At 57.9% G+C, this 11714-nt stretch carries 14 protein-coding genes; 6 read left to right on the top strand and 8 right to left on the bottom strand.

Annotated elements, in window-relative coordinates; genetic code table 11:
* Positions 1–4 precede the first annotated feature (4 nt).
* Positions 5–1522, bottom strand: coding sequence for an aldehyde dehydrogenase (locus ABQ278_RS07490; protein ID WP_349321921.1), 1518 nt, complete (start codon positions 1520–1522; stop codon positions 5–7).
* Between the two features lie 87 nt (positions 1523–1609).
* Positions 1610–2332, bottom strand: a complete 723-nt coding sequence (locus ABQ278_RS07485; protein WP_349321920.1) for a GntR family transcriptional regulator — start codon at positions 2330–2332, stop codon at positions 1610–1612.
* Between the two features lie 131 nt (positions 2333–2463).
* Between ABQ278_RS07485 and ABQ278_RS07480 the strand changes: the two genes are divergently transcribed.
* Positions 2464–3774: an aspartate aminotransferase family protein gene (locus ABQ278_RS07480; protein WP_349321919.1), complete on the top strand. Its 1311-nt coding sequence runs from the start codon at positions 2464–2466 to the stop codon at positions 3772–3774.
* Here the strand turns inward: ABQ278_RS07480 and ABQ278_RS07475 are convergent.
* On the bottom strand, positions 3771–4061 hold the full coding sequence (locus ABQ278_RS07475; protein WP_349321918.1) for a hypothetical protein: 291 nt from the start codon (positions 4059–4061) through the stop codon (positions 3771–3773). The genes ABQ278_RS07480 and ABQ278_RS07475 overlap by 4 nt on opposite strands.
* A gap of 137 nt (positions 4062–4198) precedes the next feature.
* On the opposite strand from ABQ278_RS07475, the gene ABQ278_RS07470 reads away from it, so the two are divergent.
* On the top strand, positions 4199–4768 hold the full coding sequence (locus ABQ278_RS07470; protein WP_349321917.1) for a hypothetical protein: 570 nt from the start codon (positions 4199–4201) through the stop codon (positions 4766–4768).
* Between the two features lie 41 nt (positions 4769–4809).
* On the opposite strand, the gene ABQ278_RS07465 is transcribed toward ABQ278_RS07470, so the two are convergent.
* The 3 genes from ABQ278_RS07465 to ABQ278_RS07455 all read right to left on the bottom strand — a co-directional run bounded on the left by ABQ278_RS07465 (position 4810) and on the right by ABQ278_RS07455 (position 6672).
* The gene (locus ABQ278_RS07465) at positions 4810–5010 is read right to left on the bottom strand and encodes a DUF3126 family protein (protein WP_018079828.1); all 201 of its coding nucleotides are present in this window, start codon (positions 5008–5010) and stop codon (positions 4810–4812) included.
* Between the two features lie 180 nt (positions 5011–5190).
* Positions 5191–6018: a serine O-acetyltransferase gene (gene cysE / locus ABQ278_RS07460; RefSeq protein ID WP_018079827.1), complete on the bottom strand. Its 828-nt coding sequence runs from the start codon at positions 6016–6018 to the stop codon at positions 5191–5193.
* 21 nt (positions 6019–6039) lie between these two features.
* Positions 6040–6672 (bottom strand): NUDIX hydrolase, encoded by a 633-nt coding sequence (locus ABQ278_RS07455; RefSeq protein WP_349321916.1) that lies wholly within the window; start codon positions 6670–6672, stop codon positions 6040–6042.
* Positions 6673–6718: 46 nt separating this feature from the next.
* On the opposite strand from ABQ278_RS07455, the gene ABQ278_RS07450 reads away from it, so the two are divergent.
* Positions 6719–7339, top strand: coding sequence for a nitroreductase (locus ABQ278_RS07450; RefSeq protein WP_349321915.1), 621 nt, complete (start codon positions 6719–6721; stop codon positions 7337–7339).
* A 41-nt stretch (positions 7340–7380) separates the two neighbouring features.
* A complete protein-coding gene (locus ABQ278_RS07445) occupies positions 7381–8619 on the top strand; it encodes a hypothetical protein (RefSeq protein WP_349321914.1) in 1239 nt (412 codons plus the stop codon).
* 208 nt (positions 8620–8827) lie between these two features.
* On the opposite strand, the gene queF is transcribed toward ABQ278_RS07445, so the two are convergent.
* Positions 8828–9289, bottom strand: coding sequence for a preQ(1) synthase (queF, locus tag ABQ278_RS07440; protein WP_349321913.1), 462 nt, complete (start codon positions 9287–9289; stop codon positions 8828–8830).
* 182 nt (positions 9290–9471) lie between these two features.
* Between queF and ABQ278_RS07435 the strand changes: the two genes are divergently transcribed.
* Positions 9472–10428, top strand: coding sequence for a nitronate monooxygenase family protein (locus tag ABQ278_RS07435; RefSeq protein ID WP_349321912.1), 957 nt, complete (start codon positions 9472–9474; stop codon positions 10426–10428).
* On the opposite strand, the gene ABQ278_RS07430 is transcribed toward ABQ278_RS07435, so the two are convergent.
* Entirely contained in the window at positions 10423–10875 is a 453-nt protein-coding gene (locus tag ABQ278_RS07430; protein ID WP_349321911.1) for an SRPBCC family protein, read from the bottom strand. The genes ABQ278_RS07435 and ABQ278_RS07430 overlap by 6 nt on opposite strands.
* Positions 10876–10971: 96 nt before the next feature.
* Between ABQ278_RS07430 and ABQ278_RS07425 the strand changes: the two genes are divergently transcribed.
* Positions 10972–11670: a DUF1345 domain-containing protein gene (locus tag ABQ278_RS07425; protein WP_018079819.1), complete on the top strand. Its 699-nt coding sequence runs from the start codon at positions 10972–10974 to the stop codon at positions 11668–11670.
* Positions 11671–11714 lie beyond the last annotated feature (44 nt).

The raw sequence follows: 11714 nt of genomic DNA, 5'->3' as shown, positions 1-11714 counted from the left end.
GACGCTACGCCTTGAAGCTGATGGAAACCGCCTTGAGATCGGCATATTTATAGAGGGCATGGAGCGAACGATCGCGTCCGAAGCCCGACTGCTTGACGCCCCCGAACGGCGAGGTGATGTCGCAGGCGTCCCAGCCATTGACCCACACCAGACCGGCTTTCAGCGCCTTGGCGGCGCGCATCGCCTTGCCGATGTTCGAAGTCCAGACGCCCGAAGCCAGCCCGTAGATGGTGTTGTTGGCAATGCGGTAAGCGTCCTGCTCATCCTTGAAGGTCAGGACCGACAGCACCGGCCCGAAGACCTCTTCCTGCGCCAGAATATTGTCAGCCCCAATATCGAGCAACGACGGCGCGACGTAATAACCGCCGGACTCGCTGCGCACACGCTCACCGCCGAGCAGCAGCTTGCCCCCCTCGGCCTGCCCCTTCTCGATATAGTCGAGTGCCGTGTTCATCTGGCGCTCCGAGATCATGGCGCCGAACTGGGTTTTCGGATCGAACGGATCGCCCACCCGGATGGTTTTCGCCACGGCGATGACCTTGGCGATGAAAGCGTCCTTGATCGTCTCCTCGACCAGCAGGCGCGAGGCGGCGGTGCAGACCTGTCCCTGATTGTAGAACACGCCCCAGGCGGCATTGGCCGCCGCGCCATCGAGATCGTCCGAATCGGCGAAAACGATCTGCGGTGACTTGCCGCCGAGTTCGAGCGACACGCGCTTGAGATTGCTATCAGCCGAGGCGCGCATCAGTTGCCGCCCGATAGGGCCGGAGCCGGTGAAGGTGATCATGTCGACGTCCATATGGCGCGACAGGGCGTCCCCCGCCTCGCCGCCAAGCCCGGGAATGACGTTCCAGACACCCGCCGGCACACCGGCTTCCAGCGCCAGTTGCGCCGTATAGAGCGCGGTCATGGACGAGTTTTCCGCCGGTTTCAGCACCACGGAATTGCCCATGGCCAGGGCCGGCGCCACCTTCCACATCGCCATATGCAGCGGGAAGTTCCACGGCACGATGGCGCCGATGACGCCCAGCGGTTCATGGACGACATAGCTCAGCCGGTCTTCCGGCGACGGCGCCACCTCGCCATAGACCTTGTCGAGCGCCTCGGCATAGTAGCGCGTGCTGTTGATCGCCAACGGGATATCGACATTGCGCGCGTCCGAAATCGGCTTGCCGGTATCGAGGCTTTCCAGCAGGGCCAGATTCTCGGCGTGCTCGGTCATCAGATCGGCCAGCCTATGCAGGATTTTCTTGCGCACCTTCGGCGCCAAAGCGCGCCAGCGGCCATCCTCGAAAGCCTGCCGCGCCGAGTGAATGGCGGCATCGACATCGGCGCGGTCGCAGGCGGCAATGCGATTGATCAACTTGCCGTCGCGTGAGGCATAATTGTCGAAGGTCCGGCCCGATTCCGACGACACCTCCCTGCCCTCGATCACAGCCTTGTCCGGCAGGGTGAGCGCTTTGATCGAGGCCAGCACGCCTTCAAGGGTGTCGGCAGGTTTTTGCAGAGCGGAAACAGGCATGGGAAGGCCTCAAATGCAATTTGTGATCACAATTAGACAATGCCAATTATACAGGTGTCAAGGCACAGTTTTGTAATCCAACACGGATCAGGCCCCGCGTCGTCTCCGTTTGGGCTCCGGCGCGACCTGCGCCTTGATGGCTTCCAGCATCAGTTCCATGCCTTCGTGAATATCCGCCGCCATCGAGCTGCGCACCGCCTCGGCATCACCCTCTTCCAGCGCGCGGATCATGTCCTGATGGTGGTCTTTCGGCAGATGCACGGTGCCCATGCGGCCGAAAACGACACGCATGAAGGGGCCGACCTGGAGCCACAGGGTGCGCGCCATGTTGTAAAACAGGTCGGCGTCGGCCAGTTTATAGATCGAAAAATGGAAGTCCTGATTGGCCTGCATATAGGCTGACACATCGCCCTTGGCGAGCGCCGACATCACCGCCTGATCGTCCTCGCGCAGGCGTCTGATCACATCGCGCGTCACGCTCGGTGTGGCGAGGAAAGCCAGTTCGGGCTCGACCCACTGGCGCGCCGTCATGAGTTGCATCAGACGCTTTTCGGTCAGATCCGGCACCCGCAGACGCTTGTTCGACGGCTGGAGCTCCAGCGCCTTTTCCGCGATCAGGCGGCGCACAGCCTCGCGCACCGGCATGGGCGACACACCGAGATTTTGCGCCAGGGTGCGCAAACTAACCGGCTTGAGCGGCGGGATCTGCCCTTGAATCAAGGCTTCCGACAGGGCTTCGTAGACCTGATCATGGATCTTGGCCTCATTCAAAACTCCGCCAGACAGGCTCTCAAGGCTGACGACAACCATTATATTCTACCTTTTGCGGCCGCCTCTTGCAGGCCCGCGCATTTTGTGATCACAATTGCCGCGACCGTTCATCTTAATCTAGCACATAATCCTGCGAGATTCGTCATCAATCCGCAGTTGGAACACGCCTTATGACCACGCCCACGCTCGATAATTTCTGGATGCCTTTTACGCCAAACCGCGCCTTCAAGGCAAAGCCTAAGCTGCTGACCAGCGCAAAAGACATGCATTATACCGATATCGATGGCCGCCAGATCCTCGACGCCACCGCCGGCCTGTGGTGCGTCAATGCCGGCCATGGTCGGGCGAAGATCACCGAAGCGATTCAGAAGCAGGCAGCGATCATGGATTTCGCGCCCACCTTCAATATGGCGCATCCGCTGGCCTTCGAGTTCGCGCACAAACTGGCCGGCATTATGCCCGGCGACCTGAAGAAGATCTTCTACACCAATTCCGGCTCGGAATCGGCCGATACGGCGCTGAAGATCGCCCTCGCCTACCAACGCACGCGCGGCCACGCCTCGAAAACCCGCCTGATCGGCCGTGAGCGCGCCTATCATGGTGTCGGCTTCGGCGGTATCTCGGTCGGCGGCATTGTGCGCAACCGCATGTATTTCGGCTCGCTCCTGACCGGCGTCGATCACCTGCCCCATACCCACGATCCGAAGCTCAACGCTTTCTCCAAAGGCATTCCCGAACACGGCGCCGACCTGGCCGATACTCTAGAGCGTCTTGTGGCCCTGCATGACGCCTCCACCATCGCCGCCGTCATCGTTGAGCCCGTGGCGGGCTCCACTGGCGTGCTGGTGCCGCCGAAGGGCTATCTCCAGCGCCTGCGCGCCTTGTGCGACAAGCACGATATCCTGCTGATCTTCGACGAGGTGATAACCGGTTTCGGCCGTCTGGGTGCTGCCTTCGGCGCCGATTATTTCGGCGTCACGCCCGATATACTCTGCATGGCCAAGGGCATCACCAATGCCTGCGTGCCCATGGGCGCGGTCGCGGTCTCCAACCGCATCTACGACACCTTCATGCAGACGGCGGATGCGCCGATCGAGCTGTTTCACGGCTATACCTATTCCGGCCATCCGCTGGCCTGCGCCGCCGGCATCGCCACGCTCGAGGTCTATGTCGAAGAGGACCTGTTCAATCGCGCCAACACCATGGCGCCCTACTGGCAGGAGGCCGTGCATAGCTTACGCGACGCTGCGCACGTCATCGATATCCGCAATCTCGGCCTGATCGGCGGCATCGAACTGGAATCGCGTCCGGGTGCTCCGACCGCGCGCGCGCTGGAGGTGTTCGACCGCTGTTTCGACAAGGGCCTGCTGATCCGCGTCACCGGCGACATCATCGCCCTGTCACCACCGCTCATTCTCGAAAAAGCGCATATCGACCAGATGGTCGAGACCATCCGCGCGGCTTTGAAAGAAACGGCTTAGGCCACGCCCGTCATGCCCTTGGCCTGAAGGATGGCGATAAAGATAAAGAAGACCACGGTGGCCGCCACGTTGAACACGCTGGCGGCCACAAACCGTTTGACCAGAATGAAACGCAGCAGAAACAGGCAGATGACAAAGGCGATACAGACCTCACCGGCCATGTCGGGATAGCCCATCTGCACGAAACCACCCCACAGGAAGGCCAGCGACAACAGCCAGTAGAGGCCCGCGCTGACCACTTTCGCCGAATGCCAAAGCCCTTGAAGCCAAAGTCCTTGAAAGCTCATTTTTCGCCCTGTTCATGGTTATAAACTGTGCCTAACACGGCCCCGTCGGGACAAGAATGCGTGCTTTATTCATATTGTTCCCTTATAGGTTTGTGGCATTAATTTGGAAGCCATTTCAGAACTCAGCCGGAAGCCTTATGTTCAATTTCTCCAACCAGCTTGAAAACCTCAAATCCTCATTGATCGGACTTGTGCTGCTGCTGGCCAGCGCCATCATCGGCCTTATCTGGGTCAGCATTGGTCTCTATAGTCTGGCGGTGAAGCTGTTGGGTGACCTGTGGGGTCCCTTGGCGCTCGGCGGCGTTTTCCTGCTGCCAATCGTTATTTACCTGGTGATCAAGTCCCTGCCCCATAACAAGGCAAAGAGACGCCAGTCGCTGATCGACGAGGCCTTCAGCCGCTCGACCGTCGGCAGCATCTCCAACCTGATCGACAATCTATCCGGCGTATCGCCGGTGCTGGCCACGGTGACCGCGATCGTCGCCGGCTTCATGGCCTCGCGCTTCCCGCAGTATCTGCCGATGTTTTCGCAGATTGTCAGTTCGCTGGGTGAGGAATTCAAACTGCACAAGGTCCGCCGCGCCGAATCGAAGGTGCGCAAGGCCAAGGCGGAGTACGAACGCGCCGCCACGCCGACACCGCCCGACGTCGAGCCGGTGGTCAAGCGCCGCCGCAAGAAGAACGACGATCCTTACGCGGACATGTAAAATAAAAGCCCGGTGAGCGATCACCGGGCTTTTTTGTTGCTTTAGAGGTCTTCCTTGAGAATGGCCATTTCAAAGAGATAGGAGCCTTCTTCGTCCTCGTCGACATAGACGACGCCGATAAAATCCTCGCCGATATAGACCTCGGCGGAATCCTTCTGCTTGCGCGGTTTGATTTCAAGGCCCTTGGTCTGGAAGGTCTTGAAGAGATAATCCTGAACCTTGGTGATTTCGGCGGGGGTCATGGCTAAGCCTCGTAGGGTAGATGTGGCGGAGGTCTATCCAGTGGTGCAGCGCCCCCGATGCAAGGCTGTAACTAAAGCACATTTTATCGGGCGCGGGGATAAACTTTGTGTGTGATCAACGCCATAGGCGCTTAGGCGCGCAGGTGCAAACCCTTAACCGCGCTTATCCACATTCTGCGTTTAAATAGAATAGTCGAGATCGATATCCGGCATGGTGTGATCCATCTGGCGCGCCGGATCTTCGCAGGTCTTGCAATTGATCAGCTTGGCCGGCACGCCGGCGGCCGTGCAATGGGCCGGCACGGGTTTGAGCACCACGGAGCCCGAGGCGATCTTGGCGTAATCGCCGATGGTGATATTCCCCAGCACATTGGCGCCAGCGCCTAAAAGCACGCCCTTGCCGACCTTGGGGTGACGATCGCCGCGCTCAGCGCCGGTGCCGCCCAGGGTCACGCCCTGCAGGATCGAGCAGTCATCGCCAACCACGGCGGTTTCGCCGATGACGATGCCGGTGCCGTGGTCGAGGAAGACGCCCTTGCCGATACGTGCGGCCGGATTGATGTCAATCTGGAACAACTCGGACACACGGCTCTGGAGGAAGTGCGCCATGGTGACGCGCCCCTCCTGCCACAGGCGGTGCGACACGCGGTAAATCTGCAAAGACAGATAGCCCTTGAAGAACATGAAGGCCTGCAGATAGCCACGCGCGGCGGGATCGCGCTCATAGATAGCTTGCAGATCAGCCTCGGCATACTCGACCAGTTGCGGCTCGGTCAGATAGGCCTTGCGCACGATTTCGCGGAGGGTCATGCCGCGGATGGTGTCATCGCCCAGCTTGCGCGCGATATGATAGGACAGCGCGCTGGCCAGATCATCGTGCGACAGGATGGTGGAATGGAGCATCGAGGCCAGACCCGGCTCCGCCGCCAGGGCATCAGCCGCTTCCTGGCGCAGGTTGAGCCAGATGCGTCTGTCGTCGGGATGGATGACCTCGAAAACCTGAGCCATGCGTAAAGCCTTCAATAATTTCTAGCGGAGTATAGCATCTCGCAAATGCGGGAGCAATTCGCCTGTGACCGCCATATGGTGTACCCGCAATACACTGACAACGGTTAAGCCATCGCGAACCTGCCCTTTTATCACCGCCTCCAGCAGGTCACGGAACGGCACGCGGGCATAGTCGAAGGCCTCGGTCTCGTCGGGTTCCTTTTCACCGGGCGTCAGGCCGGTGGCGAGATAGATCACCGCCACCTCGTCGGTCACCGAATTCGACATATCGAAGCCGAGGATTTCGCGCACCTCCGCCGCCTCCATGCCGGTCTCCTCGCGCAGTTCACGGATGGCGGCTTGGCGCGGATCTTCGTTCATCGGGCCGCCGCCTTCGGGCAATTCCCAGCTATAAGCGCCGACCGCAAAGCGCGACTGCCCGACCAGCGACACCGTGCCGTCATCGTGCAGCGGCAGGACGGCGATGGCGCGGTTGGCGAACTTGACCAGGCCGTAATGCGCGGGATTGCCGGTGGGCGCGATGACATCATGGCTCTCGATCCTGATCCACGGGTTCTCGAAAACCGTTTGCGAGGTCAGGCTTTGCCAGCCCCTGCGGGCAGCGGCGCGCGTTTCATTGTCCCAGGAGGGCAGGTTGGGTGTTTTATCGGCCACGGCTCACCTATATGCTGACGAGAGATTCTTCACCGTGAGCCATAGCATGTCCTTGCCCGACTTTGACCAGACGCCGATCGCATTCGGCCAGCCCATACCGCAGAAAAAATCGGCCGAGGTGCTCGATGCGCTGTTTCACCGCCGCAGCGCGCCGGCCCCGACGCTTGGCCTGCCCGCCCCTTCGCAAGACGAGATCGATCTGTTGATCAAAATTGGCTTTCGTGTGCCCGATCACGGCAAGCTTGGGCCGTGGCGCATCGTGCGCTTTACGCCGGAGAGTAAGGCGAAACTGGTCGAAAAACTGAAAACACTGGCCGAGAGCCGCGATGATCGCAAGGCCGTGGGCGCGCTGCAAAAGCTGTCGATCCCGCCGGAAGCCCTGCTGGTGATTTCCAGTCCGGTGTTTCCGTACAAGAAGCCTTTGTGGGAGCAGCAGCTTTCCGCCGCCGCTGTCTGCCAGAACATGCTGATCGCCGCCGGCGCCTTAGGCTATGGCGCTAACTGGATCACCGACTGGTATTCCTATGAAGACGACGCCAAAGCGCTGCTTGGTCTGACCGAGGGCGAAAATGTCGCCGGTTGGATCTTCCTGGGCACCCCCACCGAAGCGCCGCTGGAACGCGAACGTCCCGATTATGAGTCACGGGTTAGCTATTGGCAGAGTTGAAATTCCGGGTTAGCGATTTATGACACTATCGGGGGACGACTATGAGCAATGAACCAACGAAAAAAGAGCATGATGATTTTGCTGCGCTTGTCGTCACCCATTACAAAGCCAGAGGCTGGACGCATTCTATCACCTACAATCAAGCAGATTTTTCCCTTGATTTAGGTAATAATGGCGGATGGGTTTATCTAGGCAATATTTACAAAGACTGGCTTGCTGCAGAAACAGAGGCAGACAAAACCAAAAACATAGAAATTCTGATCAACTCTTCACTTTATTCTGAAGAACAAGAAAAAAATAAGAAGACATTCGAGCAAATACTTCCAGACATACTGCCAGCCATTCGAGGAAGAGACTATGTCGAGAATATGTGGATGGCTGTAAATGATAGGTCCATGATAGCCGAAATGGCCGCTATAAGTCGGCCATTTGCGGAATCACTCAGCGTCATGCTTGTGGTCAATACGCCAGATGCAATCGGTAGCGTTACATCTGATCAGCTCAAGGATTGGGGAAAGACATTCGACGATGTTTTCCCGCTGGCTATGGACAATCTCAAACGCTTCAAAAGCATTGAATTTGAAGCTGTTCAACGTGGTATTTATCTACTGAGCAGTGGTGATTTTTTTGATCCCTCGGCTCTGTTGATACCTAGTGCTTTTGGAAAGCTCGACATCAAAGGTGATGTCATTGTCGTGGCTGTATCCCGCAGCCTGATAGAGGTTACTGGCTCAACCGACCGAGGCAATCACGATCTTTTTGCCCGTATAGTCGAAGGTGAATATTCGAAAGACGTCCGTCCTGTCTCGCTTATGCCCTTGGTTCTAAAAAACGGCAAGTGGTATCCGGCCGATTCGGCGCAGGGAAAGTATCCTGCAATTGACAGGTTAAAGACGCTCCACACGCTTAATACCTATCAAAATCAGAAGGCAACACTGGAAGAATATTTCAAGAAAACAGGTCGTGATGTTTTCGTCGCCACATTCGATGCGATTGAAGATAATGATAAATTGACCAGTTTTTCAACCCTAGCTGCAAATATAAGTACGCTGCTTCCACAAACAGATGTGGTTATTCTAGCTCCAACAGATATGACCGTGCCTTTGGTGCGGAGTTGGCAAGATGTCATGACTGTATGTAAACCGGTTACAGAGCCTAACACCTATCCACAACGCTATGTTTTTCCAAAGGGTATAGAAAAAGATTGGGCCGATAGGCTGGACCGCGAGTTCGAGCACCCGCAAGGTTTTCCTGAGCTTAAGCCTTCCGAAAAAGCTTAATAACTTCGATAAGCGCCCAAACTGTCAGCGACAGGACGAGGTATGTCAGCCATTTTATATTCACAACGGCGCCGCCAGCAAAGTCGAGAACTTTGGTTTGCGAAAGTAGTACAAGCAACAAGGCTGGCAGCAAAATGATGGCGTGCGCGATGCCAATGATCACGACGCCCCTAAACCACCATTTGCCCCAAAGCCCCCTCACCTGCGCTTAGCCCCGACCGCGATAGGTGGGCACGCCGAAGTCTGGCACATAGACGCCCTTGGGCGCTTCACCTGTTTGCCAGAAAACATCGATCGGGATGCCGCCGCGCGGATACCAGAAACCGCCGATGCGCAGCCAGCGCGGGTCGAGCAGGTCTTTCAGGCGCTTGGCGATATAGATGGTGCAATCCTCATGGAAGGCGCCATGATTGCGGAAGCTGGTCAGGAACAGCTTGAGCGATTTCGACTCGACCAGCCAGTCCCCTGGCACATAATCAATGACCAGATGGGCGAAGTCCGGCTGGCCGGTCACCGGGCACAGCGAGGTGAATTCCGGCGCCGTGAAGCGCGCGACATAGTCGACATCGCTATGCGGATTGGGCACGCGCTCCAGCACGGCCAGGGCGGGATCGCTGGCGACAGCATTGCCGCCACCTAATTGGGTCAGATTATCGGTATAATGGCTCATGAGCTGGATATAGACGCGACCGCCAAATAAGCAAGAGATATGGATTTTGAACTTTACGCGAACGTCAATTTCTGTAAATGTTATCTCTAAAATGCCGACCGCATTTTGGCAAGCGCGACCGTGCGCCGCGCACGTTTGCGCGTAAGCCATGCGACGCTTGAGCTAATATAAGAGGAAACATCATGGCCATTCCCGCTTCCCTGACCAAGAACCTGCGCTTTCCGGCGGTCGCCGCGCCGATGTTTCTTGTCTCCGGTCCGGAGATCGTCATCGCCACCTGCAAGGCCGGCATGATCGGCACCTTCCCCGCCCTCAACCAGCGCACTTCGGAAGGCTATGCGGAATGGCTGGATGAGATCAAGGGCAGCTTAGGCCCCGAAGATGCCGCGTTCGGCGTCAACCTGATCGTTCACAACACCAATACGCGCCTGATGGCCGATATCCAGATCACCGTCCAGCACAAGGTGCCGCTGGTCATCACCTCGCTCGGCGCGGTCAAGGATATCGTCGATGCCGTCCATTCTTACGGTGGCGTGGTGTTCCATGACATCATCAATGCCCGCCACGCCCGCAAGGCGATGGAGGCCGGTGTCGACGGCCTGATCCTGGTTTCGGCCGGCGCCGGCGGTCATGCGGGCAATCAGCACCCCTTCGCCCTGATCAATGAAATCCGCGAGTTCTTCAGCGGCACCCTCCTGCTCTCCGGCGCGCAATCGACCGGCGCCGATGTGGCGGCGGGCCTGATGGCCGGCGCCGACCTTGGCTATATGGGCACGCGTTTTATCGCCACCACCGAGGCCCGCGCCGTCGAGGGCTACCGCGAAATGCTGATCGAGAGCACGGCCAAGGACATCACCTATACCGATGCTATTTCGGGCATCAACGCCAACTTCCTGACACCCTCGCTTATTGCCAACGGCCTCGATCCGGCGGCGGCCAAGGACCCGCACCACAAGATCGACATGGCCGAGGAACTGAACAGCGAGGCCAAGGCGTGGAAGACGATCTGGTCCGCCGGCCAGGGCGTCGGCTCGATCCACGAAGTGCTGCCGGTCGCCGATCTGGTCAGCCGCCTGAAGACGGAGTTCTCCGCTGCCCATGAGGCATTTACCGCGAGGGCGAAGCTATACGATCTATAGACTGACCGCTTCCTTCGCCAGCAAGTCGCGAATATTTTCCGTCGTCTGGATGGTCTGTTTCGGCAGCTTCATTTTGAACACCGGCGACATCAGTTTGGCCATGAAGCTATGCGGGGTGATGTCTATCAGGTGGGTCAGCCGCGTGCCCTCGCCGGAAGGCTCCATGTGGAACTCGACCACCACCGCCATCATCTTGTCGAAATAGCGGTAAGCCATGTGACGATCCTGCTCATAGGCGGTGATCACGCCGTCCATCAATCCGTGGCGGCCACTCTCGCAATAGGCATAGCGCAGTTTGTCGCCCACCTTGTTAGGGCCCGAACTTGCCTTGGCCACGCCTTCGCAGCGCTTGAGCCACAACGGCACCTTGGAATAGTCTGCCAGGAGGGCAAAAACCTGATGCGGCGGTTGCGGCAGTTCAATACCGTGTTCGAAAGCGATCGTCATACGCGAAACCTCGTTGCTCCCCCATTGCAAAATTGACAAGCGGCAGATCAAAGAGCCTAACATAGGTCACACAACTGACAAGAGTTTTACATAACTATGACGTCACGCAAGACCGGCTTTTTAAATCTCACCGTTATCCGATATCTGCGCCACAAACCCCAACTTGTCTTTTCGCTGCTGACTGGCCTTGCGGTATTGGGTTTTTGCCTTGGTTTCACGCACCTCAACGGCATCACCAGCGCCCTGATCGCGTGGAACTGTTTCACGGTTCCCTACATCGCCCTTGCGCTTCAGGCCATGTTAACCGCCGATCGCGCCAGCCTCGAAAGCCACGCCCACCTTTATGACGATGGCGAAGGGGTGATTCTCCTGCTGTCGATTCTGGCGGCTATTTTGAGTTTCGTCGCCATCATCGGCGAACTGGCGACCACACAGAACGTCAGCGACGCGGCAAAAGCCTGGCATGTCGCCCTCTCCGGCCTGACCCTGATCACCGCCTGGACCTATATCCACATCGCCTTCGCCTTCCATTACGCCCACGGCTATTATGCCGAACTGCCGCGCAACAAGGGCGAGCCGTCGCTAATCTTTCCCGGCACCAAGGCGCCGCACTATATGGATTTTCTCTATTTCGCCTTTGTCATCGGCACATCGGGCCAGACAGCGGATGTCGATTTCGCCACCACCAATATGCGCCGCATTGGCCTGATCCACTGCGTGACGGCCTATCTCTTCAACGCCACGGTTCTGGCCCTGACGATCAATATCGCCGCCGGCTTGATCAGTTCGTCTTGAAGTTAAGAAGCCCCACCACCAACGCGCCTACAAATGTTGCGCTA

Origin of the sequence: Asticcacaulis sp. MM231 (assembly GCF_964186625.1) — a bacterium.
Taxonomy (GTDB): domain Bacteria; phylum Pseudomonadota; class Alphaproteobacteria; order Caulobacterales; family Caulobacteraceae; genus Asticcacaulis.
Note: the sequence above shows the minus strand (reverse complement) of the source record. Positions and strands in the feature narration are given on the sequence as shown.